General features: G+C 53.2%; 26 protein-coding genes and 1 tRNA gene. 16 read left to right on the top strand and 11 right to left on the bottom strand.

Annotated elements, in window-relative coordinates:
• Nucleotides 1–221: 221 nt before the first annotated feature.
• The 7 genes from AUC60_RS11780 to AUC60_RS11745 all read left to right on the top strand — a co-directional run bounded on the left by AUC60_RS11780 (nt 222) and on the right by AUC60_RS11745 (nt 5,919).
• Nucleotides 222–650: a hypothetical protein gene (locus tag AUC60_RS11780; protein WP_087267106.1), complete on the top strand. Its 429-nt coding sequence runs from the start codon at nt 222–224 to the stop codon at nt 648–650.
• A 19-nt stretch (nt 651–669) separates the two neighbouring features.
• Entirely contained in the window at nt 670–1,182 is a 513-nt protein-coding gene (locus AUC60_RS11775) for a hypothetical protein (protein ID WP_087267103.1), read from the top strand.
• The gene (locus AUC60_RS11770) at nt 1,179–1,403 is read left to right on the top strand and encodes a hypothetical protein (protein WP_087267099.1); all 225 of its coding nucleotides are present in this window, start codon (nt 1,179–1,181) and stop codon (nt 1,401–1,403) included. The genes AUC60_RS11775 and AUC60_RS11770 overlap by 4 nt, the downstream gene beginning before the upstream one ends.
• Nucleotides 1,400–1,780, top strand: coding sequence for a hypothetical protein (locus tag AUC60_RS11765; protein ID WP_087267095.1), 381 nt, complete (start codon nt 1,400–1,402; stop codon nt 1,778–1,780). The genes AUC60_RS11770 and AUC60_RS11765 overlap by 4 nt, the downstream gene beginning before the upstream one ends.
• The gene (locus AUC60_RS11760; protein WP_087267091.1) at nt 1,780–3,954 is read left to right on the top strand and encodes a tape measure protein; all 2,175 of its coding nucleotides are present in this window, start codon (nt 1,780–1,782) and stop codon (nt 3,952–3,954) included. The genes AUC60_RS11765 and AUC60_RS11760 overlap by 1 nt, the downstream gene beginning before the upstream one ends.
• Nucleotides 3,954–4,241 (top strand): hypothetical protein, encoded by a 288-nt coding sequence (locus AUC60_RS11755; protein WP_087267088.1) that lies wholly within the window; start codon nt 3,954–3,956, stop codon nt 4,239–4,241. The genes AUC60_RS11760 and AUC60_RS11755 overlap by 1 nt, the downstream gene beginning before the upstream one ends.
• Before the next feature lie 448 nt (nt 4,242–4,689).
• Nucleotides 4,690–5,919: a hypothetical protein gene (locus tag AUC60_RS11745; protein WP_144443253.1), complete on the top strand. Its 1,230-nt coding sequence runs from the start codon at nt 4,690–4,692 to the stop codon at nt 5,917–5,919.
• Between the two features lie 203 nt (nt 5,920–6,122).
• Here the strand turns inward: AUC60_RS11745 and AUC60_RS11740 are convergent, their stop codons facing one another.
• Together AUC60_RS11740 and AUC60_RS11735 are read right to left on the bottom strand one after the other, a co-directional pair.
• The gene (locus AUC60_RS11740) at nt 6,123–6,542 is read right to left on the bottom strand and encodes a hypothetical protein (protein WP_087267080.1); all 420 of its coding nucleotides are present in this window, start codon (nt 6,540–6,542) and stop codon (nt 6,123–6,125) included.
• Between the two features lie 61 nt (nt 6,543–6,603).
• Nucleotides 6,604–7,470 (bottom strand): AbiJ-NTD4 domain-containing protein, encoded by an 867-nt coding sequence (locus tag AUC60_RS11735; RefSeq protein ID WP_087267078.1) that lies wholly within the window; start codon nt 7,468–7,470, stop codon nt 6,604–6,606.
• A 345-nt stretch (nt 7,471–7,815) separates the two neighbouring features.
• Here AUC60_RS11735 and AUC60_RS11730 point away from each other — a divergent pair, with 345 nt between their 5' ends.
• The 3 genes from AUC60_RS11730 to AUC60_RS11720 all read left to right on the top strand — a co-directional run bounded on the left by AUC60_RS11730 (nt 7,816) and on the right by AUC60_RS11720 (nt 9,832).
• Complete coding sequence (locus tag AUC60_RS11730; protein WP_087267075.1) at nt 7,816–8,031, top strand: hypothetical protein; 216 nt, start codon at nt 7,816–7,818, stop codon at nt 8,029–8,031.
• Between the two features lie 143 nt (nt 8,032–8,174).
• Nucleotides 8,175–8,795, top strand: a complete 621-nt coding sequence (locus AUC60_RS11725) for a recombinase family protein (protein ID WP_087267071.1) — start codon at nt 8,175–8,177, stop codon at nt 8,793–8,795.
• Nucleotides 8,796–9,127: 332 nt separating this feature from the next.
• Nucleotides 9,128–9,832, top strand: a complete 705-nt coding sequence (locus tag AUC60_RS11720) for a hypothetical protein (protein WP_087267068.1) — start codon at nt 9,128–9,130, stop codon at nt 9,830–9,832.
• 163 nt (nt 9,833–9,995) lie between these two features.
• Here AUC60_RS11720 and AUC60_RS11715 read toward each other — a convergent pair whose 3' ends face one another.
• Nucleotides 9,996–10,331, bottom strand: coding sequence for a hypothetical protein (locus AUC60_RS11715; RefSeq protein ID WP_144443252.1), 336 nt, complete (start codon nt 10,329–10,331; stop codon nt 9,996–9,998).
• 218 nt (nt 10,332–10,549) lie between these two features.
• Nucleotides 10,550–10,639 (bottom strand) — tRNA-Ser (locus AUC60_RS11710).
• Between the two features lie 642 nt (nt 10,640–11,281).
• Between AUC60_RS11710 and AUC60_RS11700 the strand changes: the two genes are divergently transcribed.
• The 4 genes from AUC60_RS11700 to AUC60_RS11685 all read left to right on the top strand — a co-directional run bounded on the left by AUC60_RS11700 (nt 11,282) and on the right by AUC60_RS11685 (nt 14,137).
• Entirely contained in the window at nt 11,282–11,575 is a 294-nt protein-coding gene (locus tag AUC60_RS11700; protein ID WP_087267380.1) for a DUF6388 family protein, read from the top strand.
• Nucleotides 11,576–11,582: 7 nt separating this feature from the next.
• Nucleotides 11,583–12,245, top strand: a complete 663-nt coding sequence (locus AUC60_RS11695; protein ID WP_087267059.1) for a class I SAM-dependent methyltransferase — start codon at nt 11,583–11,585, stop codon at nt 12,243–12,245.
• Nucleotides 12,246–12,354: 109 nt separating this feature from the next.
• Nucleotides 12,355–13,047, top strand: a complete 693-nt coding sequence (locus AUC60_RS11690; protein ID WP_087267056.1) for a crotonase/enoyl-CoA hydratase family protein — start codon at nt 12,355–12,357, stop codon at nt 13,045–13,047.
• 118 nt (nt 13,048–13,165) lie between these two features.
• Complete coding sequence (locus tag AUC60_RS11685) at nt 13,166–14,137, top strand: magnesium and cobalt transport protein CorA (RefSeq protein WP_087267052.1); 972 nt, start codon at nt 13,166–13,168, stop codon at nt 14,135–14,137.
• A gap of 120 nt (nt 14,138–14,257) precedes the next feature.
• On the opposite strand, the gene AUC60_RS11680 is transcribed toward AUC60_RS11685, so the two are convergent.
• The gene (locus AUC60_RS11680) at nt 14,258–14,977 is read right to left on the bottom strand and encodes an amidotransferase (protein WP_087267048.1); all 720 of its coding nucleotides are present in this window, start codon (nt 14,975–14,977) and stop codon (nt 14,258–14,260) included.
• Nucleotides 14,978–15,687: 710 nt separating this feature from the next.
• Here AUC60_RS11680 and AUC60_RS11675 point away from each other — a divergent pair.
• Together AUC60_RS11675 and AUC60_RS11670 are read left to right on the top strand one after the other, a co-directional pair.
• Complete coding sequence (locus tag AUC60_RS11675) at nt 15,688–16,059, top strand: rhodanese-like domain-containing protein (protein ID WP_087267044.1); 372 nt, start codon at nt 15,688–15,690, stop codon at nt 16,057–16,059.
• 13 nt (nt 16,060–16,072) lie between these two features.
• Nucleotides 16,073–16,879, top strand: a complete 807-nt coding sequence (locus tag AUC60_RS11670) for a cytochrome c (RefSeq protein ID WP_087267377.1) — start codon at nt 16,073–16,075, stop codon at nt 16,877–16,879.
• A gap of 154 nt (nt 16,880–17,033) precedes the next feature.
• Here AUC60_RS11670 and AUC60_RS11665 read toward each other — a convergent pair whose 3' ends face one another.
• From AUC60_RS11665 to AUC60_RS11640, 6 genes are all read right to left on the bottom strand, one after another.
• Nucleotides 17,034–17,852 carry a transglutaminase family protein gene (locus AUC60_RS11665; protein ID WP_087267041.1) on the bottom strand — a complete coding sequence of 273 codons (819 nt, stop codon included), beginning with the start codon at nt 17,850–17,852 and terminating at the stop codon, nt 17,034–17,036.
• Nucleotides 17,849–18,808, bottom strand: coding sequence for an alpha-E domain-containing protein (locus tag AUC60_RS11660; protein WP_087267038.1), 960 nt, complete (start codon nt 18,806–18,808; stop codon nt 17,849–17,851). Before AUC60_RS11660 ends, AUC60_RS11665 begins: the two co-directional genes overlap by 4 nt.
• 12 nt (nt 18,809–18,820) lie before the next feature.
• Nucleotides 18,821–20,230 (bottom strand): circularly permuted type 2 ATP-grasp protein, encoded by a 1,410-nt coding sequence (locus AUC60_RS11655; RefSeq protein ID WP_087267034.1) that lies wholly within the window; start codon nt 20,228–20,230, stop codon nt 18,821–18,823.
• 504 nt (nt 20,231–20,734) lie between these two features.
• Entirely contained in the window at nt 20,735–21,076 is a 342-nt protein-coding gene (locus AUC60_RS11650; protein WP_027898878.1) for a ribonuclease E inhibitor RraB, read from the bottom strand.
• Nucleotides 21,077–21,323: 247 nt separating this feature from the next.
• Complete coding sequence (locus AUC60_RS11645) at nt 21,324–21,560, bottom strand: hypothetical protein (protein WP_087267030.1); 237 nt, start codon at nt 21,558–21,560, stop codon at nt 21,324–21,326.
• A 294-nt stretch (nt 21,561–21,854) separates the two neighbouring features.
• Complete coding sequence (locus AUC60_RS11640) at nt 21,855–23,942, bottom strand: LTA synthase family protein (protein ID WP_087267026.1); 2,088 nt, start codon at nt 23,940–23,942, stop codon at nt 21,855–21,857.
• Between the last annotated feature and the right edge of the window lie 272 nt (nt 23,943–24,214).

Below are 24,214 nucleotides of genomic sequence, written 5' to 3'. Positions count from 1 at the left end.
GTCTAGCAGTGCAGGTAGGTCGAGTACTGTTAGAAGGTCGGAAGCCTTCGCCAGCGTTGCCCAGCGCTGTAAGCCTTTGTTGAGGCATGGGTACATTTTTTCTCTGGTGCCTCCACCAACTTAAACCAGACCTCGGGTCTGGTTTCTTTTGTCTGGGCGTAACCCAGTCCCCAAACTATGCGACGAACCCAATCACCATACTTCAATGGAGGTAATCCCCTATGGCCAAAAAGAATTGTGCCTATTGCAACAAAGAGTTTCACACACGCCCGCAAGGACAGCATGCAAAGTTCTGCTCGGACGCCTGCCGCAAGGCGAGCCACAAGGCAGAGAAGCAAAATGAAACAACGCTCACTCTGCAGTTCGGTAAAGTCACGTTGAAAATTGTTGATCTTGACCCAACCATCGACAAGGAGAGTTTACGGCGAACGATCATCGATACGCTCGGGCCAGAACTCATAACTCATGTGTCAGCACTTGAGCCGTCACGACAAGTTACTCCAGATCACGGAAAACTCTTTCCGTCGGTCATTTTGTTTGAAGACGGCTGGACTCAACAAGCCAACCTCACCCTGCAACAAATCATCAGCCTTCCCGGCACCCAACGCCTTGTTGGCGAAAATCTTCGCACCGTTAAAGAAGTTAGATAACTCATCAGGAGAAATAAAAATGACCGTATTGAAAATATTCGACAAAAAAGAACTCGCTGAGCGTAAGGCTAAAGCTGAACTTGAATTCCAAGGCCGCATTAATGGGGTCAATGCCGCAGCAGCGGATGAACTTCGTTATTACCGCAGTGGAGTTGCATCGTCCAAAGGAGCGATTGAGGCCGTAATGTGCAACAGCGTTTACGCAATCCTCCCAAACTTCGTGGAGAAGATAGCGCAAGGCTACACACTGCATGAAACTCTCGGCTTGGCACCAATCAGTCCGATTGCATTCGAATTCTACATGGTTCGCCCTGAAGCTGATATCAAGAAAGACCTAGCCGTACTCTTCAAAGAGATTGAAGCAACCTATGTTTCTGAGTTGGATGCATACAACGCAAGCATTCTACAGCGGGAAGTCGATGCCCAAGTACAACGTGAAATTCGTCAAGAGCAGAAGCAACTTGCTGAAGCCGAACAGGCCCGCCGTGATCGTATTACAGAAGAAGTTCGCCAAGCATTTGGGGCAAAATGATCGACGCCCTTACTCGTGCATTACTTCTGAAGTACGACCCTGATAACAAACTACTACAGGAAGCTCCACAAGCCTCTGTAGAAACCGCAATTACAAAAGCAGCACATGATCTGCCTCTCAACACCCGAATCGCCATAGCGAAGCTACAGGGGTTCCCTGAGTTGATTGTTGCAGCACTCGAAAGACAACTTAAAACCCACCAAACCAAGGAGACCGAATGATTGATAAATACTTGCCAAGACTACTTGCCGCAGGACCTTACTTCGAAACTGTATTGCTGAAAGACACCACGAGCGCCAGAACTCTGCTCGGAGCTTTTCGCACAAGATTAAAAGCGCTCGATGTAACACAATACCCCTTTAAAGAATTCTGGTTCAAAACTGCTGACGGCATTGTGTTGTCTGTCAGCGGGCCTATGTTGATTGTTCAGCTTTTCACTATGTTTCTAACTGAATTTGATGGGCATTACTTCCGAGGGTTTGAGACGATTCACTCAAGTCATGGGCCAGTGAAGTTCGAGAGAGCCTTGCGTGAATCGTTTCTGAGTTACACGCCGCCGAACGGCGATAATAGCCGCTGCCATGGAGGGTCCTACTGATGTCAGGAATTAATACTGAGGTCATCGCTAAGCTAGTAGGCCAACTAAATTTTCATGTCGATCTAAGCGGCCTTGACCGTTTCCAGAGGGGACTTGAACAAGCACGTCAGCGAATGTTGGCGATGAGCAAACAAGCTGACCAGCTTTCACAGAAGCTCGGGCAAACGATGGGTATCAAAGTTGACAGCAAGGCTCGCGAGAAACTCGAAAAGCAAATTAGAACATCGCTTGATCGTGAGTTACGAGGCGAGGTTCTGCTACAGAAAGCACGGCGGGCAACGTTCAACGCTGAGCTAGCTGGGCAGAAGCTCCAATTTGCCGGACAGCGTGAGTCAGCGTTTCTCACTACGCAGGGTTTGAAGGATCGCCAGCAAATGGCCGTCCTTGCTGCCAAAGAGCAACGTGCTGAGCAAGCTAAACTTAAGACTCTGAACCTGGCTTTCAAGAACGAAGATGCTCTAGCACAGGCTAAGGCCAGACAGGCCCGTATAGAGGCTCTGCACGCTCAACAAGTACAACGCACGCTGAACCTTCAGGCCCAGCAGCAACGCACCCTGACAGCGACACAGAAGCTTGAACAGTCTATGCAGCAAGCTCGTGAGCGTGGTCAACGTCAGGCTCAGAAGTTTGTCGAGTCTCAACAGGCCGCAAAGGTACGTGCCCAACGTCAGGACGTAGTACATCAGCAACGTCAGGAGCGCTTCCAGTGGGCCAGCTCAAGACAAGCCCAGTGGGAGGCCAACCGTAACAAGCCTGAGCCATCTACAGGCTTTTTGGGGCTTGGTACAGGCGCTCTCGCGGTTGGTGGTGCTGCTGCGGGTGTCGCCGCTGTAGTAGCCGCTATTCAAGCCCTCGGGCAACGTCTCGACCAACGTCAGGCGGGGGCAAGCGAAAGCCAGACCTACAGCAATATTTTTGCCCAGATAGGCGGTAAGAACCCTGCCAATGGTAAACGGGCTCGCGATTCATTCGCCGAAATGACAGAACGTTTCGGTATGGCAAACAATGTCGAAACTGCTTCGGACTTTCGTACATTCATGCTTAGCCAACAGGCTCGCGGCATTGCCATGCAAAAGTCGCTGGATACGTACGGCACTCAGCTTGCGGCCATGCGCGCCTCGGGCATGAGCAAGACCGAACAGCAACGGGCAGTTATACAGCTTCAGCAGGTGCGCAGCATTGGGAGAGCCGATACCGAGGACGTCAAGACCTTTGCCGAGGCCGCCCCGCTGATCAAGCAAGCCATCGTTCAAGCATGGGGGCAACGTACAGGCTACAAGGGCGATAACCTAGACGGTGCATTTATGAAGGCCATCCCGAAAGGTTCGGTCCTGTCTAAAGATTTCGAAGCTGGGTTCGCACTATTCGTATCCCAGCAGCAAGAAGCCCTTGCCCGTCAGATGGTCTCGATTGACGCGCAACAGCAACGCTCCGACAACGCCAGTTACCTACAACAGCAGAACATTAACGCCAGTCCTGAGCTGGTGGACGCCATTAGTAAACGGATTGCCGCAGAGCAGGAGCTGACACAGTCACTCGAACCTTTGCGACAAGCAAGTGCAGAACTAGACGCAGCGTTCATGGGCCTCACCGCCCGGTTCCTCCGCTGGACTATGGGCAAGGACGCCACACCACAAGACGCAGCCGCGAAAGTGGATTCATTATCGCCAGACAAGCCAGCAATTGATCCAAACGCGCTGACAGGCGCTATAGTTGATTCGAAACGTACAGGCATTGAAGACCCAATCGATAGGATAGTTCGCCGTATCTTTGGCATTGAAGATTATTCCAAAGGCTCAGCGAGTAAGATGGAATATCCCGAGTACACATTTAACGGGGCATTCGAAATGCCTGAAGTTGGTTTCCCTAAACCACCAGAGGCTGACGGTAAGTTTAATCGAGTCTTACGTATGCCGCCCGTACTGGGCATGAAGGATTTGGCTTCTCGTGCTACACGCGATCAAACAGGTAAGTCTGCAACTGCAACCCCGGCTGCTGTTAATACAACCAACAACACAACCAACGTGCAACCAGCGAACGTCAGCTTGAACTTAACGATTAATACGCCCGCAGCGCTTGATGCTCCAGAGTCTGAAAAGGTAATTCGCAAGGTGTTTGAAGACGCACTTCGCCAGAGCTATCAGAGTCTTGAGCTGCCGCAGGATTCAGAGTAATGGCTAAGTGGCTAAAAGCGCTAGTCTTCTGCTCCGCCCTTCAGGTTTTGGCAAGTCTCGGTGCTATAAGTTATCTCGAAGTTCACAGCAGTGACATGGCTCGTGATTACGCATTGCTCGCTGAGCAGAACGCCCGAGCTTTCACCAGTGCGAGCGTTCTCGATATGTATAACCAGATTCAGCGAGAAATGCAGTACGACCGAATACAGACGACAAGCGAAATCACACGTGCCATTGAACTCAACAATGCACGTCGTGATTCACCCCTTCTAATGGAAGAGAAGTAACGGCACTACTGCTATTATCTTTGATAATGGTGCCCCTTCGCTGTAGCCCTTGCTGCATAAGGGTTTCAAGCTATTTATGCGTTACAAATGTATGCCCAGCATACAACATCACCTTACTTATACAGGAGAAACCATTATGGCTACGCCATACGAATTCACATCCCAAAGGGCGGCGATGTCAGCCGCTATGACTCTCATCGGCAACAGCCGTAGGAAATTCATCGTTAAAGAAGTGATCAACATTAACGGCCTTCGCCGTTGGGTAGTCGCACATCCTGACGGTAATCCTGCTATTCCATTCGAGAGGTTCGCAGCATGAAATTTTGCACATGTAAAAATTGTGGTCACGTCTACGCCTCAAAACGTATTCGCCCATTCTGTAGTAATTCATGCCGTACGGCATTTATGACCATCTATCCCATTCCCGCTATCCTGATTGGAGCAATCAATGAAACAAGCAACACCCGTAACAACCACCAAGGCTAAGAAACGCTATAGCCGCAGATGCACTAAATGTTCGAAAGTGTTTACTACTCTCACTGCCACTAAGAAATATTGTTCAGTGCAATGCTCTCGCAAGACAGACAACAGCAAACGTCCCAAGGTTGACCGTATCGAAAAGGCTCGCCATTCAGCACCGTTTTATCGTCTTGTGCAGGAATGCAAGCGTGCTGGAACTCTGGAAGTTCTCAAACACCACACAGCACAATCCCTACTCGAAGTAATCCAGCTTCAAGCTCTTGCCTTCAAGTGCAACCAATACGGCACGGCCCGTTTGTTCGAGCTTAGCCATATTGCTCCTGCTCAAGGACAAAGCCAAATCGGAATGTACTACGCCGACAATCTTGTGCTCAGCCCTCAGAAACCGAACAAGGCTCACGGAACAACCTACTATGGGCATGGCCGCTGTATCCCTCGCTCAGCCTGTCACCCTCGCCATGCCGTGCATGAGAACGAACGCGACAGCGATGTGCTGGAGCGCCTAGTTGATTACCTAGGCAGGCCATTGATTGACGAAGTTGTGAAGCTGGGGAAGATAAAGCCCACACGGCGTAACGCGCTTCTACGCTGGCTCCGTGAATTCCTGAATCCGTCAGACACAGTGCATGCCCGTCACTTGAAAGACCTGGAGCAGATGACAACCGTAGCGCTGAGCACGCTCCAATCGGAACTCAAGGGGAAGGACGCTAAAGGATGGTCCCCAAAGACTGTAAGGTATTCACGTGTCGCCGTTCTGGTAATGGAACTGGAGCGCCACGCTCAATATCGCCCGGAGCTGTCACAAGTGCTCGAAGACATGCCCCACCTTGAGTACATCCGCCGTGCTTCAACGGATAAAGCCGAAGACCAAGACTTCGAACAGGCACTGTTCAATCTACTCCATGGCAAGGCCGTAGAAGATGTGCAACACGTTATCGATGCCTATGTGCAACGAAACACCAAGGTGATCGACTACGCCAGTCTTGAGGACGGGTTCGGTACTACGTTTGACAGGCCAGCCCATAAGGAACGCATTCCAGCGTACAAGCCGATTCGGCTCCCTGTGCTACTCGCCAGAATCGAATCACCAGCGTTCGCTATGGCTTTCGCTGACACGCTGGACGGCCAACAAGCCGACATCGTTCCTGCCTTGTTCAACCTTGAGCCTGAAACCAGTTATGAGCATCTTCCATGGTGATAATGATCAAGCCTCTGCCAGCAATGGTGGGGGCTTTTCTTTGTCACGGAGAAAGTAGCAAGGTCGCTGCTATACTCTTTGAGTAGGGCACCCACCAGTTTAAAATACGCTACAGACCTTATTCTAAGTGGCCTGCAGCCAATTCATACCCCGGTAAAAAGTTACATTCCATAGCGGAGCTATCTCTATGAAGGCGATAGCTCCTATAATACATCTCCTATATCGTCGAGAGAGACAGACATCTTATCGTTTTGCCACCCAATCGTGATCCCACTTTTCTTACACAAAGCTATTCCTTTAATAGAAATCGCTTTGATGTCGGGATTTTTCCCGGCGTTATATTGTGATGTCACGTAACTAACAATGATTTGTGAATTAGTATTCGCAGTATCACGAAGCGTCGCGAAAATCATCATCGGATAATCATCTTTCTGCGAAACAGCTTTCATCCTTACTCCAATGATGTCCAATGAACTGTTAACCGCATTAGGGCTAAGTTCTTTTACCGCCCAGAGATAACCAGCACATTTCGTCAGGTTGGACTGTTCCTCTGTAAGAGTATTCGCGCTTACGTTTGAAGCGGTCCCCATCAAAATAAATGCGAGAGCCGATTGTTTGAACATTCGCATCACCATTAATTGAGACTTAGTTAATTAGGCATTACTCTACCCGTTTCATTTTCATTTAATCCTTAGTGGTATCAATAGCGAAGTTGATGAAAGCGGAGCACGAGATCAACATCCAGCGGGCATCGGCGTGTGAGAGATTCGAAACGTCCATTAGAGCATGTCGAATTCCATCGGCGTTGGACGTCCATCCATACAGGGATGAAAATGCGCTTTTCAACGCAGGATGAAGAGCGTGATGCCGCTCAAGCTCGCTCAATGCTGGAGCGAGCGTCGTTTGAGGGTTACCGGTGATTTGCTTCGCCAGTGATTCCACGGCGCTGATACTTTCTTTTATGGAGTTTCGAAAGTCCGGATTCTGTCGATCCGTAAGCATTGCGAGTGCAGTCTGGAGATGCGTCTTGACGCCAGCGTAGCCACTTGCGGAGGCTATTGCCGTATCGATTTCAGCGATTTCTTGGGGATCAGTAATACGTGTAACTAGTCCATTTACAATCCGATAGGCTGAGCTTTCGGCTTGAAGTACGTCGTTACACTCCTTGATAAACAATTCAGTAGAAGTGAATTCCTCATAAGCGCTATTGTAGTTCGGGGCGAGCTTAATGACGAATTCAATGAAGCTGTATACTCTATGCCATTCACCCTTTTGATAAATGGAACCGAGTGACTCAACAAATGATGTAAAATCAATAGGCAACTGGTCCAGTCGTAATTTTAAGAAACGACTCTGGATGTGAGACGCAAGCTCCTCCATATTAGTGTTTGCAATCAAACCGCTCCCGGGATAATAAGGGATAAACTGGTTCCAATAGTGCGTATAGGCTGCGTTCCACAGGCCTGTCCTGAGGTCGCGATCCATATCCTCTATCTGAATACTTTTTGACGCGGGACGGAGCCCCATTCGCTGTGAAAAGTCGCCTTCCATGTGCCGCCTCGTTCGTGTGCAGTGATGGCAGTCTAACTCTTCAGTAACCCCGCGAATACTCCTATAAACCCCCCGTTTATTCCCATGCAAACCACTACGCCTGATGTGCTCACCACGCTACGGCCCAGTATCTTCAAGGCTTGTGGTCGAGTATGGATAAGCCGGGGCCTGTCAAAAGAGTTAATTAGCAAGCTAACGATATAAATAGTGGCTGAATTTCAAAAAATCCATTCCACTCAGCACAACGCCTCATCAGGGCCTGCCAACCCGCCTAACTCTCCCCCCAGAAAACAGTCTTCACAAAAGGCTGTACGATGAAATCTCCAAACAAGAGGGGAACGTCGTATGGAATTGCTATCGGTCGAAATCAAGCTTCTGCTCGCCATCCATGCAGGACAGTCCGTGGTGAAAGGTGATGATGTCCACACGCTTCGCCAGTTGATCAGTAAGGGATATGCAGTTGGTAAGAATGCATCCAACGAAGACAGCGATGAGTACATGGATGTCCGTCTCTCTCCAGCAGGACGCGAGATCGTGAGCGACCTCCACACAGATGAATAGAACGGGATTCCCACTATCTTTTAGGTCTACTTAATTGGTAGTGGGATAACCTCTCGTCGGTTGCTATCAAATAACTTTAGGAGATAGCTATATGATCGTATTATCATTTGTCTATCTAATTTAAACCTAAAGGATAGAAAGCAATGAACGCCCATTTGTACCTCAGAGCATCGACCAAGGATCAACATGCCGACCGTGCTCAGATTTCACTTGAGGCGTTCGCAGCTGAAAAGGGACTGACCATCGTTGGCATCTACAGCGAGAACATCAGCGGCACCAAGCTAAATCGTCCTGAATTGCTCCGCTTGCTGGAGTTAGCTCAGCCGGGGGATGTTCTTCTGGTCGAGTCTGTAGACAGGCTCTCCCGCCTATCCCAAGCTGATTGGCGAGTGCTGCGTAATACCATCGACACAAAGGGTCTTCGCCTTGTTGTGCATGATTTGCCAACCAGTCACATGATGGTCGAAGACAAGGGCATCACAGGCCAGATCATGAAAGTGATCAACGATATGTTGATTGACCTAATGGCTACCATGGCGAGACTGGACCAAGAAAAGCGTGTAGAGCGTATCAACCAAGGCTTGGCGAACAAGCGTGCTAACGAAGACTGGACGCCCCCCGGTAAGGCTAAGAACGCTGAGCTTTGGAATGACATTACTAAGCTGCTGAAAGAGCACCCAACCATGAGTACAGATCACGTAGCCAAGCTCGCCGGATGTGGTGTTGCAACTGTCTACCGTGTCAAACGTAACCTGAAAGCCTGATTGTTATACGTGTCACCACAGCCCGCCTTGAGCGGGCTTTGTCGTCTCTAGGACCTGGCCCAACGAGTGACATCAGTCTCGCTACAGAGAGCATCCCAGCGCGCCCACAGCCAGCCTCAAGAAGGTTATTTTGAGAAAGCTCAGGCTTCCATTTGCCCCCTCTGCACAGCGTTAAGAGGCTCTGGAAATAACCCACCAATAGCTATTATTTTCCAGCCAGTAAAGGTAATCGCCGTCGAATTTGAGAATCTTCTCCGGGCGGCGGAAATAAGCTGAGAGGCTTAATTTGTAATACGATGAATGCTCAAACAATCCATCCGCAAGGAGCCCCGATGCAAATTCCTGCCGCGATATTACAAACTGTTCGAGAGAACCCCGTTGAAGGCACCATCGCTGTCTGTAAGTACGCACTGGGGGTGTCCCAAGCATGTGAAGACTGGGACGAGCCAACCCACGAAGTCCTTCTGGAGGCTTGCGCAGTTATTCTCAGCTTGGCCGAGCATGAGTTGATTGCTCACCTTAATAGCCCGCCTAGCCTAGAAGGGCATATGGGATCAGTTTGTAACAACATGCAGCAGTTCCTGAGCGATACCCAAGCGGAGATGGTCGGCCAGACTTCAGCAAAGAAAATGGAAGCGCTTAAGAAAGGGTTTGCGGTGAGTCTCGCGAACGGGTTTGGCTATGAGTTCACCGATGGCGATCTCTCCCGTTTACAGACCCTTATCAACGAGCTACGTGGACTGCTTCAGGCAGATACCAAACTGGATGACGGCCACAAGCGGCGTTTATTCAAGCGCTTGGAGGCTTTGCAGAGGGAGTTGAATAATAAAGTCTCCGAGGTGGACAACTTTTACGCTCTTCTCGGCGACGCGGGTGTCGCCATGGGGAAACTCGGCAAGGATGCCAAGCCTTTCGTTGACAGAATTCGAGAGATTGCCCAGATTGGCTGGAAGGCACAGGCTCGTGCGGAACAGCTACCGGGCTCTGCCGATAATCCACTGCTTGGCAGTGACACAGAACCGCCAGCGTTGAGTTGAGTTCCAAGAAGGCGGGTCTGCACTTAGTGAGGCCCGTGCCTAAGTCTGGCACTACTCCAATGCAGTGCATAATGTGCAGGCTGATCACTATTTTCGCAGCCAGGTTCGGTATCTTTGCCTTCTTGAGGTTCGTGTATCGCCACCTACAGCGCCCCCCTCTGATTCAACGTGTACTGTCATTGCTCTGCGTCGAATAGCCAATGGTATGTGCAGACCCGTAAGCATTGAGGCGCTGAGCTTCCCGGATACTACCTAGCCTCAGGTGCTCGCTCATATCCCGCTTCGTTTTAGCAAGTTCCAGCATGAAAGCATCACGCTCTTTGCAAGCCTCCGAGTGCATCAGCACGAGCTTGTGAATGCTACGCCTCGCACTGGACAAATCCCGTTGCAGGTCGCCAATCTCCGCCGCCAGTAAGTGAGCCTGTTGCTTCCAGCACTCCAGAGCAGATGGCACGCCAAGCTCCTCAAATTCAGTACAGTCCATCAGATCATCATTCACAGTAATCAACTCCAAAGAGTACAAATGTTCTCTGCGGAGGGTAAGCAAACATACTGTATGGATCAACAGTAACCTGATGAAGGGAGTCGTATCAAAATGGAAAGCAGATCAGCGGAGAAAGAAGAGCAGAAGCGAGGCAAGATTTACGTACAATTACTACGTACAGCCCAGAATGCAAAACGCCCGTAACTCTTTGAAGTTACAGGCGTTTTTTAATTTGGCGGTGAAGGAGAGATTCGAACTCTCGATACAATTTCTTGTATACACACTTTCCAGGCGTGCTCCTTAAGCCACTCGGACACTTCACCGTATCTCGTCACACCGTTGGTCTGTCGAGGCGCGCTAATGTAGTCGAAAGCTTTTACGAACGCAAAGGTTTTTTCAGAATTTTCATGTGCTTAAGCAAAACACTCGCCTGCACTCTGATCGCCACGACGTCTTCGCCATTGGGCGATGCAGTTTGCCGGGGTGATTTCCGGTCGGTCATTGCTCTATATTCGAGTCCTGCTCGGCGGAGATAGAAAGCAATGGCACATTCACCCCGGTATCAAGTATCAGAATCCGTACGCAGCATCGAAACAGAGATCGGAAAGCTGCTGGATCTGGTCCTCATGCTAAAGGACGCTGGCGACGAAGGATTATCAGCGAGCGTGGCGCTTCAAGCGCATAAATTGCTGGAGGCTGCGGTAGCACTGAGGATGGCGATAGCGGATTGACTGCCGGTATGGGCCCGGTGCCTTGCTCAAGTCAAAAACTGCATTAAGGGTCACACCCGACTTGCAACGAATATCGTGCAGCACTCGATGCATCTCATCTTCGCGGGGGCGACCCTAAAGGCTCGGCGGCACTGGCAGCTCACCCGTCAATAACGCACAATCGCGCCTCCCCGACACTTTGGCGTCTTTGCGCCGGAGATGGTCGACTTGGCTGCACACCTGCCGGAGAACCCGATGAATCTGCTCGAATGGAACGACGTTACTCAAGCCAAATACCTTGAGACCAACCCTCTCCTGCGTGATGAAATCAAGAGTTTGAGCGCCAAAGACCAGGAAGATCAGATCAAGTGGGCCTTCGAAGACGAGGCTGAAGCTCAGGGTATTGAACCGTGGGAGTTGGCCGCGCAACTGATTGCTGAAACCCCGGAGCAACTCAAAGAAATTCGCCGCAACACCCATCAACAGGTTGCCGAGGCTTTGGGCATGGACTGGGCTGAATACTGCGAGCTGAACGACATTCAGGAGTGAGACGTACATGAGCGCATCGTCTGAAGCAGGAGCCGCAGTTTATTCGCCCCTGACGCTGAAGCTGTATGACGCATGGGTGCTTGGTATTTCCAACCGTTTCGCCTGGCACTGCCCCACGCGGCAAGTGTTGCAACCGTTCTTCGACCGTCACATCGGAGCGAACCACCTGGATGTGGGCGTCGGCACCGGCTATTACCTGGCTAACGCCCATCTGCCAGACACCACGCATGTCACCTTGCTGGACCTGAACCCCAGCAGCCTTCAGGCAGCCAAGGAGCGCTTCGGTCGCGCTGACACGCAAGTCCTGCAGCACGATGTGTTCAAGCCGCTGGATGCTTCGCAGCACGGTCGCTACGACTCGATCTCTCTGTTCTATCTGCTGCATTGCCTGCCAGGCAGCATGGCCGACAAGGCTCAGGTGTTTGCCAGCCTCAAGCCCTGCCTGAAAGGCAACGGTGTGCTGTTCGGCGCAACCATCCTCGGCGATGCGGCCGAGCACAATGGCTTTGGCCGCAAGCTGATGGACATCTATAACAAGAAAGGGATTTTCGGTAATCGCGGCGATACTGTGCAAGGCCTGCGCACTGCTCTGGAGCAACACTTTGCTCAAGTGAGCATTGAAGTGGTAGGCAAAGTCGCGCTATTCAGTGGCAGATCACCGATTCTGTAAGTGCCGTTGACGCAGGACGAGCAAAGAAAAACTGACTCGGTAGTCATTGCTTTACCTGCCCGTTGCGGGTGGGTAACGTCTGCTCACGTCAATAACAAGGAACACTGCCATGAGTGATTTGATCTCTTACCAACTGGAAGATGGTATTGCCACCCTGACCCTGAGCAACGGTAAGGTCAACGCCATTTCGCCTGCGGTAGTCGCGGCTTTCAACAGCGCGCTCGATCAAGCCCAGAAAGACCGCGCCGTGGTTATCATCACCGGCCAGCCCGGGATTTTGTCCGGTGGCTACGACCTGAAAGTCATGACGTCGAGCGCCGAAGCAGCCATCAGCCTAGTCAAGGAAGGTTCGACACTGGCCCGACGCATGCTCGCTCACCCCTTTCCTATCGTAGTCGCCTGCCCCGGTCACGCGGTGGCCAAAGGCGCTTTCCTGCTGCTGTCGGCTGACTATCGAATCGGCGTCGAAGGGCCATTCAGCATCGGCTTGAATGAAGTGCAGATCGGCATGACCATGCACCATGTAGGCATCGAACTGGCCCGGGACCGCTTACGCAAATCGGCTTTCCACCGCTCGGTCATCAACGGCGAAATGTTTGACCCCAAAGGCGCCATGGACGCGGGATTCCTCGACAAAGTCGTCAGCGTCGAAGAGCTGTCGGAAGCTGCACGCACAGCGGCGCTGCAATTGAAAAAAATCAACATGAACGCCCACAAGCACACCAAGCTGAAGGTGCGTAAAGCGTTACTTGAAACGCTGGACGCGGCTATCGAGGCTGATCAGCAGCACTCGCTTGGCTGATATCAAGCGTCTGTCGAAGCGGACTTGACGTAGCCCGCGAACTCGGCGGGCTTTGCCGACTCTTATTCGTTAGCCCGCTGCCCGGGCATCCCCGCCACTTTCAGGATGCGAAATCAAAATGGGTCGAGTCGTTGCCGCCGCGGTTTACAGTGCGGGCAAAAAAGTCACCAATATAAGCCTCGAAGAAGGCGCAGCCTGGGCTGCAAAACCTGGCCACTTTGTCTGGATTGGTCTGGAGCAACCGAGTGCCGCCGAGCTGGCCAGCCTCAAGGAGCAGTTCAACCTGCATGAACTGGCTCTGGAGGATGCCCTCGAGGTACACAGCCGTCCCAAGCTGGAAACCTTCGGTGATGCGCTGTTTATCGTCACCTACGCGCCGGTCAGGGCGAACGGCAAGCTGGAGTTCATCGAAACCCACATCTTCGCGGGCAAGGGTTACATCATCACTTCGCGCAATGGCCACTCCAAGTCTTATGGCCTGGTGCGCCAACGCTGCGAAGCCCGGCCATTGCTGCTGGAGCACGGCGAGGACTTTGTGCTCTACGCCTTGCTCGACTTTGTCACTGAAAACTATCAACCCGTCACTGAAGCCATCCATTGCGAACTGGAAGAGCTGGAACACAACGTGCTCAACGGTGCGCTGAAAGAGAGTGACATCCAGCGTATCCACAGCCTGCGTCGCGATCTGCTACGCCTGTGGCGTTACGTGGCGCCAATGGTGGAAGTCGGTGAGGAGTTACAGAAACTCAATTTCCCCTTCATCGACAAAAACATGCGGCCGTACTTTCGCGACGTGGAAATTCACGTCAAACGGCAGATGGAAGATTTGGGTAATCTGCGTGACATCGCCAGCCAGACCATCGAGATCGGCCTGCTGCTGGAGTCCTCACGGCAGAGCATCGTGCAACGCAAGTTTGCCGCGTACGCGGCGATCCTCGCCGTACCGACCGCCATCGCGGGCATTTACGGGATGAACTTCGAAAACATGCCGGAGCTGACGTGGCACTACGGTTATTACGTGGTGCTCGGCACGATAGCTACCGTGTGCGGCGGATTGTTTGCGAGCTTCAAGCGCTCGGGATGGCTTTGAAGAGAGTGCCTTTTTGGCGCTGACTTGTCGGCGAGGCGGAAATCCTGATTACGCAGGCCCAATGTCTCGCCAACAAGCTGGCTCCTACCGGTTATTAACGGTCAGCACTAAAGCGTGGCCTCAAACCGCTGCTTTGTGCTGCACGAAGCGCATCATCCATTCGGCTACTGTCTGGCCGTGATGGTCATGGTCGAGGCTGGCGATGCCGGTCTGGTAAATCGTTTCGCCCAGGCACTCCTGGCGGATATCCAGCAAAGTCCGTGAGTAATTGTGAATGAACTCCGGATGCCCCTGGAAGCACAGCACCTGATCGTTGATGTGATACGCCGCAAACGGACAGAACTCGCTGGAAGCAATGACGGTGGCGTTCTCCGGTAGCGCAGTGACCTGGTCCTGATGGCTGATCAGCAACGTCAGTTTTTCCATCGTAGGTGTCATCCACGGCGTGGCGGGCGCCAGCGTGTAGTGATGAATGCCGACGCCCCAGCCTTTGCTTGCCCGCTCACTTTTGCCGCCCAGCAGCAATGCGAGCAACTGATGGCCAAAACAGATACCGAGCAGCTTGTCACCGCGCTTGTACAGCTCCAGCAAATAGACTTTCAGGGTTTGAATCCACGGATCTGTGCCGAACGAATCCGCCTTGCTGCCCGTGACGAGGTACGCGTCGAAACGCTCGCCTTCGGGTGGGTAAACACCCTGCATCACGTTGTAGACCTCGAACTCGGCGGCAATCGGTTGCCGCGCGAAAAGCCGTTCGAACATCCGTCCGTACCCCTGATATTGATCCACTAACTCAGGACGCAGGACGTCGGTTTCCAGAATGCAGATGCGTAGCGGCATAGAAAGTACCTGAAGCGGTAAAGGCGATAGTGCACCGCTCAAGCCTGCCTTGAACAGGCATGCCAAGGCAAGCGCCGGTTGCAGGGTCTGTGCGTCATTACCTGAACCCTGGCTGTACCGTCAGCAATCAGAACTGCTCGCCTTTTGTAAGGCTGATACAACAGCAATCACGGCCGTAGGAATATTCCGACACCGACGAACGGCAGCGAGATGCAAAAAGGTTGAAAAATTGCCCGAGCTGTCTAGCAAGGGAGCATCCGCCCGGCAACGGCGACTTCTATAACTCAATAGTCATATTAATTAGCTGTAGATACGAAATGGTTCTAAACAACAGTATCCGTGGACTCTAAGGTTAACTTTGTAGCAACAGTAGCGCGATAAAAATTATATGTGGCGCTCGGGTTGTCGGCGGCTTTGTCGGACCGGTTGCTCAATGAATCACCTTTGCCAGCTGCCCGAACATTCATCAACGAATTCGGTGAGCTTTTGTCGCTCAGGAATAACAAAAAAAGGCAGACAGCCATGTTCAAGCACTCCAAAGTACGTCAAGCGGGACTCATTGTGTTCGCCACTACCCTGCTGCTGATCTTGCCGAACATGACACGCCTGTTCGGTTGAAAAGCTTCGCCAATGCAACCGATCATGCAGCGCCCTACCCGGTGAAGACTATCTGTGCCAATCTTTCCTCATCACGGAAGGAGGCATTGGCGATGAATAAATGGTTAGCATTGGGGCTGGCAGTATTTGCCAGCAGTGCCACTGCAGGCGATGTCGAACAGGCTGTCGCGGTAGCTGCTTTAAAGGAAGGCAAGCTGGCAGTGGACGTGCGCAGTCAGACTGACTATGACGCAGGCACCGTACTCAACGCAGTACGCGTTGAAGAAGGACGTCTGGTCAACCAGATGAAGCAAGTACTCAACGATCGCAACGTGGTGTTTGTGGTGTTCAGCAGCAGCAATGAAAAAGCCAGCAAGGCTCAGGACAAGCTGAACAAAGCCGGGTATTACAGCGTGATCAACGGCGGCAATTATGAAGAGCTGCATAACGCTCTTTACGACACCAGCGATGACCCTGCGGAGTAATGTTTTGCGCTTTATGCTTTCCCTCGCTGCGCTGACGCTGGTGCCTCAACTTTCCCTGCAAGCTGCACAACTGAAAATAGAACGAGCAGATGGCGTCAAAACCTGGGAGACCAGTCAACTGCTTGCACACCCGCTGATTCAGACCATCAAGGTCAGCGAGGATGTTGCCTACAAACGCGCCATGAGCTATCGAGCCATCCCGCTTGCGGCGCTGCTGGAGGGTGTTACAGCACAGGATCACCTGCAGGCTGTCGCCACTGACGGCTTTGCAGCCGAAATATCTGCAGCACCTGTGGTTCAACCCAAAGGCTCCAAGGCCTGGCTCGCCATCGAAGACCCGTCCCATCCCTGGCCAGCGCTCAACAACGGCACGCATAGCGCTGGCCCGTTCTACCTGGTGTGGACAAAGCCCTTGGCTGACGACATTGGCCGCGAAGAGTGGCCGTATGCGATGAGCAGTCTGCGAGTGCTGGCGTCGGTCAGCGAACGCTTTCCCGCGTTGCTACCCGACCCGAAACTGGCGGCTGAAAATCCGGTAAGCAAAGGTTTTGCGCTGTTCCAGAAGAATTGCCTGGCCTGCCATCGTCTCAACGCTGCTGGGGACTCCCAGCTGGGCCCTGACCTTAACCTGCCGTACAGCCCGACTGAATACTTCACCGCCGGGTTTCTGCGCCAATACATTCGCAACCCGCAAAGCCTGCGCGAATGGCCGCAAGGCAAGATGCCTTCCATTCCCAAGGAAGTCTTGTCAGATACCGAACTGGATCAGGTTATCGCTTATCTGGAACACATGGCGGCGCGGCGTAAGGCGGGGGACTAACGATAAGCATACTGTGGGTCTGGCCCGCCTCGCGAACAAGCTCGCTCCTACCGGTCCAGCACCGTTTCAGGTAGGAGGCAACTTGTTGGCGAGGGGCTTGATGCAGTGACTCGCACGGCGCCTGGGCATCAAGGGCTGATCAGCCCCCTTTCAATCACTGATGCTGCGCCTGCATCATCACTTTCGGCGCGCCAACCATCGGTGACACAAACACCTTGGCGTGCATCTGTTCGCTGCCCCCGCCACGGCGCATACCGCGCACCGGGCAAGCGTCCAGGTAATCCAGGCCCACCGCCAGTTTCAGGTGGCGCTCAGGAATGGCCAGTTGATTAGTCACATCAAAGCTGTACCAGGCGTCATCAATCCACGCCTCTGCCCAGGCATGACTGGCCAGGTGCTCGCTGTCTTCGCTGTACAAATACCCCGACACATAGCGCGACGGAATCCCGAGGCTGCGTGTGCAGGCCAGAAACGCATGGGTGTGGTCCTGGCAAACACCTGACCGGCCCGCAAAGGCCTGCGCAGCACACGTATCGACTTCAGTGGAGCCCGGTGTGTAAGTGATGTACTGATTCAGCGCCTGCATCAGATCAATCAATGCGGTGCGGTCCTTGCGGGTTTTGCACTGCTGACTGGCGAAGGCCCGAATCGCCTCGTCAGGCTCGGTCAGTCGCGTGAAACGCAGAAACGGCAACGGTGACTGGCTTTCGTGCTCAGCTTCGCGTTTCTCGTCGATTTCGACCTGACCACGGGCGCCGATGATGATCGCTTCGTGCGGCTCATCCATGCTCAATACGTGCAGGATATTACCGAACGGATCGATCTGCGCCCGCACAGGACGCGGCAAGGTCAGTTGCCAACTGAGCACTTGCTGGCGCTCGCTGTCGTGTGGCGTCAGACGTAAATACTGGATGCTTGCGCGGACCTGATCCTCGTAGTGATAGGTGGTCTCGTGGCTAATTGAGAGTCTCATGCAGCCTCCAGGTAAGAAGTGTGAATGGCGTTACCCAATTGGGCCAGTAACGGGATGAATTCGTTCAACCACTTGTGCAAGCCCTCATCCAGAATTTCATCGATCCCGGTATAACGCAGGCGTGCATCCAGCTCGGCAGCCAAACGCTGCGCCGGACGGCCGTTGGCACCCGGCAGACTCGCAAGGATCTGGTCCAGCTCTTCCAGACAAGCACTCAGCGAGCGTGGTACGTCTGAGCGCAACAACAACAGCTCTGCAACTTGCCGAGCGCCCGGCGCGTCTCGATACAACTCGGTGTACGCCTCAAAGGACGACAGTGCCCGCAACAAAGCACTCCACTGGTAATAACCATGCGCCGAGCTGTCAGCCACGGCATTGGTGTCATTGCCTCGCAGCTCAAGCATTTCGTAGCGGGCGTCGAGCATGCGCATGGTGTTGTCAGCGCGCTCGATGAAGGTCCCGAGGCGGATAAAACGGAACGCGTCATGACGCATGATCGTGCCGTAAGTCGCGCCGCGGAACAGGTGCGAACGCTCTTTGACCCATTCACAGAAACGACTCATGCCGTAACGGGTCAGGCCTTGTTCAGCGATGCCGCGAATCTCCAGCCAGGTGGAGTTGATGTTTTCCCACATGTCGGCAGTGATTCGCCCACGTACCGCATGGGCACTGGCCCGCGCAGCACCCAGACAGCTATAGATACTGGCCGGGTTGCTCGCATCCAGCGCAAAGAAATGCAGCAAACGTTCCGCGTGCAGCTCACCGTGACGCTCAAGATAGTGGTCCAGCGTGCCGGTGATCAGCAGCGGCATGGCCAGTTCATCAAGGCCGTCGCCCCGCCCGTCCTGAGGCATTAAAGACAGCGAATAGCTGACGTCCAGCATCCGGGCGAGGTTTTCCGCTCGCTCCAGATAACGCGACATCCAGTATAAATCCGAGGCAGTTCTACTTAGCATTGGCAGGCATCCTTAATCCTCGACCACCCAGGTGTCTTTTGTTCCGCCACCTTGAGACGAGTTCACCACCAGCGAGCCTTCGCGTAACGCGACTCGGGTGAGCCCGCCGGGTACGACGCGGGTTTCACGACCAGAAAGGACAAACGGGCGCAAATCGATATGGCGCGGCGCGATGCCGTTCTCGACGAAGGTCGGACAGGTCGACAGGCACAACGTCGGTTGCGCGATGTACGCATGTGGTTTGGCTTTGATACGGGCGCGGAACGACTCGATTTCCGCAGCCGTCGAAGCCGGCCCAACCAGCATGCCGTAACCGCCCGATCCTTGAGTTTCTTTGACCACCAGTTCCGGAAGATTGGCCAGCACATGGGACAAGTCAGCAGGCTTGCGACATTGCCAGGTCGGCACGTTCTGCAGGATTGGCTCTTCATCCAGATAGAAACGAATCATGTCCGTGACATATGGATAAACCGACTTGTCATCCGCCACCCCGGTACCGATCGCGTTCGCCAACACCACATTGCCGGAGCGATAAGCCGAGAGCAGGCCAGGTACGCCCAGCATCGAATCAGGGTTGAACGCCAATGGATCGAGGAACGCGTCGTCTAGACGACGGTAGATAACATCCACCGCTTTCGGCCCATCGGTGGTCCGCATGAACACGCGATCATCACGCACGAACAGATCCGCACCTTCAACCAACTCAACACCCATTTCCCGCGCGAGAAACGCGTGCTCGAAAAACGCACTGTTGAAGCGCCCAGGGGTGAGTACCACCACACTCGGGTTATCCAGCGGGCTGGAACTCTTCAATGTGTCGAGCAGCAAATTCGGGTAATGATCGATAGGCGCAATGCGCTGCGCGGCAAACAGCTCGGGGAACAGACGCATCATCATCTTGCGGTCTTCGAGCATGTAACTCACGCCACTCGGCGTGCGCAGGTTGTCTTCCAGCACGTAATACGTGCCGTCGCCATCACGAACCAGGTCAACGCCAGAGATATGCGAATACAGATCGCGATGCAGATTAAGGCCCTGCATCGCCAGTTGGTACTGCTCGTTGGCCAGTACCTGTTCGGCGGGGATAACCCCTGCCTTGATAATCCGTTGCTCGTGATAGAGGTCGGCAAGGAACATATTCAGCGCCTTGACGCGCTGAATACAGCCGCGCTCAACCACCCGCCACTCACTGGCCGGAATACTGCGCGGAATCGTGTCGAAAGGAATCAGGCGCTCTGTGCCCTGCTCATCACCATAGAGCGTGAACGTGATCCCGGCCCGATGAAACAATAGATCGGCTTCACGCCTGCGCTGAGCCAATAGCTCAGGGGGCGTCTCACCCAGCCAGCGGGCAAATTCCCGATAATGCGGACGGACCAGGCCGCCAGCATCGTACATCTCATCATAAAAGGTGCGGATCATGCCGTACTCCTTGTCACCACGGACACCAAGGGCCTTCGCAAGGCCCGTGCCATCGGCATAAACGCTTAAATATCAAATGGTTACATAAACATAGAAAGGTATTCGCACCATTCCTGTGCAAGAACCCTCTCAACCAATTCTCCTACGCTTCATTCGGAAGCGTCTTTCAACTGCAAAAGCTATGAACAGCATAGCCAGAGTTGATTTCACGAGACGATATCGTTTCCCGATAATCCACGACATCTGAAGCACACTGTATTTGCATGCCCCGTTTCAAGTCGTTGTCGAAAAACACGACAGCGCTGGCAACACCGATTTCTTACCCGGACTTCCCTTTGAGCCACTCACTGAGTGGCTCTTTTTTTGTCCTTTCAACGGGTTGATCTCGTATCTGTAGAACCACCGGATACTGCTTTCTGCGTTTAGAACATACAAACTAAAACCGGCCAATTCCCAGGCATGCGCCCAGAAATTGACCGGTTATTCAACGCATCATCATAAGTTTCATGCGTGCAGACGCCTGATCTCCTGCCTGACTCCCCAGCCCTCAACCTCGCCATCCAGCGGCGTGATTGCAGCCTGGAAATCCTGTTCGAAATCACCGATACCGTCATACGTCGCGTGCATCACCTTGCTCAGCTGCAAGTGCCAAGCGCCGTCATCTCTTACATTGATCTGAGTATTAAGGGATTCGCCACGGTATTGATCCGCAGCCTGCCTTGCCCGTTCCTCGTCCGGGAAAATGGCGTAGAACTCGATAGGGTGGATACGCGCGAAATCAAAACCGCTTTCTTTCATGCGGCGCAGTACGTTACTGCTGATGTCCTCTTGATAGGCTGTGCTCATGAAACGTCCTCCTATTCAACGATAGATAGAGTTTCAACATTCCCGAAACGACGCGTCCAAACAGTTGCGTCACACGGCGGATACTCCGCCGCCTGGGATCAAGCATGTAGCTGACAAGGCCGGGTCCATTCAAAGATCGGCATCGACATGGGAGAAACGGGAGAAGTGTGTCACCCGCCTCATTTGCAGAGTAACCCCTTCGTTGGCGTTCTGCCAATTCCTGGTTGGAGCAATTTTTTTTACACGCTCAGGACGCCTCTTTGATAGAGATGATCTGCACGGCATTGTGTTCTTTCAAAGACTTCGCTGTCGGCTCGGCTATTCGGCCGTCCAGATCGTTCATGTCCAGCTCATCAGCGACCGGAACCAAAATGTGGCGCAGACGGCGAGCAACTTCCTCGTCACTGGGACGATGATCAGACTCCATCACCTGGCTTTGCTGCACACCGTCTTTGTCGAGATACGAAATGGTCCACTGTTTCATTAAGGTCTCCTCGGCAGCCGACAATGCGGCTTACGTGATCTTGACCTTTTGAGGGGGGAATTCGTTCACAGGATTTGAATCAATACAGTCCATGGCGCCACGTTGTCTCGCGGCAAACATAAGACCTGTAGGAGCTGCCGAAGGCTGCGATAGCGGTGCGTCAGACTGAATGCCTCGCAGCCTTCGGCAGCTCCTACAGCTCAGTCGCACGCTCATGACGGCGAGATCTTTTCGGCATGCCCGGACAACAAAAAGCCCCTGCGTGAGGGGCTTTCTGTTTACATCACCAGCGGATCAATTCTTGCTGGCTTCTACACCTGCAGTGTTATCCAGCAGGCTCTTGGTTGCCGTTTGCAGGAAGCTGTCGAGCTTGTCGCGCAATACCTTGGTATCAGGAGCATCAGGTACCAACTCAGCGTGCGGCGTACGACCCAGCGTGTACGTCAGGACCTGAGGCTCCATATCCTTGGGTTCAATGAGAATGCGATCCTGAGTGACCAGCGCGACAGTCTGCTCACCACCCGATGGTTTGATCACGCCAAAGCCAGTGTCGCCAGCCGGAAGGTTGAGCAAGTCACGGCCCCAGCACTGATGACGGGTTTCACCGCCAAGACGGCCCATGATCGTGGGTACGATGTCGATCTGAGTGCCTACAATACTGCTGCGCTGACCAAACTTCTCTTGTACACCCGGAGCGATGATCAACATCGGCACATTGAAGCGACCCAAGTCCATTTCAGTAATCTGCTGGCGATTACCGAAACCGTGGTCACCCACTACGACGAACAGGGTTTCCTTGTAGTACGGCTCCTTCTTGACCTTCTCGAAGAACTGACCAAGTGCCCAGTCGGAATAGCGCATCGCAGTGAGATGCTCATCGAGAGTGCCCTGACCGGTAACTTTCTCCACCGGAAGATTGGTCGGCAATGCATAAGGTGTGTGATTGGAAAGACTTTGAAGCAGCGCATAGAAAGGCTTGCCCTTCTCCGCACGGGCTTTCAACTCCTGCGCGCCGCGATCAAACATGTCCTGATCGGAAACGCCCCAGGTCGGATCAGAAAACACTGGATTGACGAAGTCTTCACGACCCACAAAGTTAGTCATTCCCTGATTGCTGAAGAAACCCGACTGGTTGTCCCAGGCGAAGTTACCGTTGTAGACATAGACGTCGTCAAAACCCCGGGCGCTTAGCAACTGAGGCAAGCCGGACAGCTTGTGCGCGCCCTCAGGCATACGCATCAGATATTCGAAAGCCGGCAGGTTGGGGAAGCACGCCATGGTTGCGAACATCCCTTGGTGGGTATGTGTACCGTTAGAGAAAAAACGATCAAACAACAACCCTTCTTTGGACAACTGGTCGAAGTAAGGTGTGATATTCGCTTCATCCCCCAAAGCACCCACGGAATGTCCGGCAAAACTTTCCATCAGGATGACTACGACGTTCTTGATCGGAAGCGTGTTCTCCACCGGAGGCGTAAACTCTCGGCGGACAGCAGCAATATCACCGTCTACAAGTTTGTCGTGACTGGTCAACAGCATGTTACGCACGATTTGCTCAGCCTGGGCTTCAGGCAAAGTCGCCTTCCAGGCATTGTCGCGATGCGACGACATACTGGCTTTGGCCGCGGCGATCAGAGTCAGAGTGCCATTGAGGCCCAATGTGTTGGCGAAATTGGATTCCGTGGTGTAAGCATCACCCCAACGCAGGGGCGGCCCCTGACGCAGCGTGCCACGCACGGCAATAACGGCGATCAGCAAGCACACTACGAACACGCCAATACGCGCATACCACGGTGCCACATTGCGGTTGCTGGAATTACTGACGCTGAACTCACGGCGTGGGCGAGTGACACGATCAATCCCTTTGAATACCAGACTCAGCAGCCAGGTGACAACGGCCCATGCCAACAGGTAACGCACCACGGGGAAGCCATACCACAACATACTCAGAACGGTTTTCGGATCTTCCTTGACGTACTGGAACACCAGACCATTCAGCCGCTGGTGGAATTCACGATAGAAGTCCATTTCCATCAGGCCGAGAAACAGCGTGATGCTGGCAACCACGGTCAGCCAGAAACGGAAGAAGCCCCGTGCAGCCATGGCGCGGACGCTGAACAACGAAAGCAACAGCGGGATCATCAGGTAAACGGTCAGACGCAAGTCGAAACGCATACCGTTGAACAGCGCTTCGACAAAGGCCGAGGCCGGTGTGTCACCGATCATCTCGCGGTTATAAACCAGCAACGCGACGCGCAAGAGCGTGTACATCACCATCAGTACCAACGCACTGAGCAGCGTATAAGCCAGATGCGATTTGACGGTGGGTTGCAGCGAGCGCGACGACGCGTGCTTATGAATCATAGCGTCCGGTTTAGCCATGTTGTTCTAGGATCCGTTGGATTCAAAGTAGGGTTCGAAATACAGGTGCGCCCGGCAATGACCAGGCATTGGCGAACGGCGGGCGCAAATCTTACGTGATCGCCCGGGATTTAGCAGCGATGCACTACAGATGTTTTACCTTCAGCAGTAAGAAACCGGGTGAGAAGTCCGGGGAAAAAGCCCGGGCACACGAACACGAGTAGCGAACGGCTGAAAACCGCGCGCAATTCTCAAGGACGAGGCGTGAAAAATTTGTAGTGGCGAATCAGCGG

The organism is Pseudomonas caspiana (assembly GCF_002158995.1).
GTDB lineage: Bacteria > Pseudomonadota > Gammaproteobacteria > Pseudomonadales > Pseudomonadaceae > Aquipseudomonas > Aquipseudomonas caspiana.
Note: the sequence above shows the minus strand (reverse complement) of the source record. Positions and strands in the feature narration are given on the sequence as shown.

Bases quoted from the DNA above. Each gene is read 5' to 3' on its own strand.
- AUC60_RS11780 (WP_087267106.1), top strand. From the start codon at position 222: ATGGCCAAAAAGAATTGTGCCTATTGCAACAAAGAGTTTCACACACGC.
- AUC60_RS11775 (WP_087267103.1), top strand. From the start codon at position 670: ATGACCGTATTGAAAATATTCGACAAAAAAGAACTCGCTGAGCGTAAG.
- AUC60_RS11770 (WP_087267099.1), top strand. From the start codon at position 1,179: ATGATCGACGCCCTTACTCGTGCATTACTTCTGAAGTACGACCCTGAT.
- AUC60_RS11765 (WP_087267095.1), top strand. From the start codon at position 1,400: ATGATTGATAAATACTTGCCAAGACTACTTGCCGCAGGACCTTACTTC.
- AUC60_RS11760 (WP_087267091.1), top strand. From the start codon at position 1,780: ATGTCAGGAATTAATACTGAGGTCATCGCTAAGCTAGTAGGCCAACTA.
- AUC60_RS11755 (WP_087267088.1), top strand. From the start codon at position 3,954: ATGGCTAAGTGGCTAAAAGCGCTAGTCTTCTGCTCCGCCCTTCAGGTT.
- AUC60_RS11745 (WP_144443253.1), top strand. From the start codon at position 4,690: ATGAAACAAGCAACACCCGTAACAACCACCAAGGCTAAGAAACGCTAT.
- AUC60_RS11740 (WP_087267080.1), bottom strand. From the start codon at position 6,542: ATGTTCAAACAATCGGCTCTCGCATTTATTTTGATGGGGACCGCTTCA.
- AUC60_RS11735 (WP_087267078.1), bottom strand. From the start codon at position 7,470: ATGGAAGGCGACTTTTCACAGCGAATGGGGCTCCGTCCCGCGTCAAAA.
- AUC60_RS11730 (WP_087267075.1), top strand. From the start codon at position 7,816: ATGGAATTGCTATCGGTCGAAATCAAGCTTCTGCTCGCCATCCATGCA.
- AUC60_RS11725 (WP_087267071.1), top strand. From the start codon at position 8,175: ATGAACGCCCATTTGTACCTCAGAGCATCGACCAAGGATCAACATGCC.
- AUC60_RS11720 (WP_087267068.1), top strand. From the start codon at position 9,128: ATGCAAATTCCTGCCGCGATATTACAAACTGTTCGAGAGAACCCCGTT.
- AUC60_RS11700 (WP_087267380.1), top strand. From the start codon at position 11,282: ATGAATCTGCTCGAATGGAACGACGTTACTCAAGCCAAATACCTTGAG.
- AUC60_RS11695 (WP_087267059.1), top strand. From the start codon at position 11,583: ATGAGCGCATCGTCTGAAGCAGGAGCCGCAGTTTATTCGCCCCTGACG.
- AUC60_RS11690 (WP_087267056.1), top strand. From the start codon at position 12,355: ATGAGTGATTTGATCTCTTACCAACTGGAAGATGGTATTGCCACCCTG.
- AUC60_RS11685 (WP_087267052.1), top strand. From the start codon at position 13,166: ATGGGTCGAGTCGTTGCCGCCGCGGTTTACAGTGCGGGCAAAAAAGTC.
- AUC60_RS11680 (WP_087267048.1), bottom strand. From the start codon at position 14,977: ATGCCGCTACGCATCTGCATTCTGGAAACCGACGTCCTGCGTCCTGAG.
- AUC60_RS11675 (WP_087267044.1), top strand. From the start codon at position 15,688: ATGAATAAATGGTTAGCATTGGGGCTGGCAGTATTTGCCAGCAGTGCC.
- AUC60_RS11670 (WP_087267377.1), top strand. From the start codon at position 16,073: ATGCTTTCCCTCGCTGCGCTGACGCTGGTGCCTCAACTTTCCCTGCAA.
- AUC60_RS11665 (WP_087267041.1), bottom strand. From the start codon at position 17,852: ATGAGACTCTCAATTAGCCACGAGACCACCTATCACTACGAGGATCAG.
- AUC60_RS11660 (WP_087267038.1), bottom strand. From the start codon at position 18,808: ATGCTAAGTAGAACTGCCTCGGATTTATACTGGATGTCGCGTTATCTG.
- AUC60_RS11655 (WP_087267034.1), bottom strand. From the start codon at position 20,230: ATGATCCGCACCTTTTATGATGAGATGTACGATGCTGGCGGCCTGGTC.
- AUC60_RS11650 (WP_027898878.1), bottom strand. From the start codon at position 21,076: ATGAGCACAGCCTATCAAGAGGACATCAGCAGTAACGTACTGCGCCGC.
- AUC60_RS11645 (WP_087267030.1), bottom strand. From the start codon at position 21,560: ATGAAACAGTGGACCATTTCGTATCTCGACAAAGACGGTGTGCAGCAA.
- AUC60_RS11640 (WP_087267026.1), bottom strand. From the start codon at position 23,942: ATGGCTAAACCGGACGCTATGATTCATAAGCACGCGTCGTCGCGCTCG.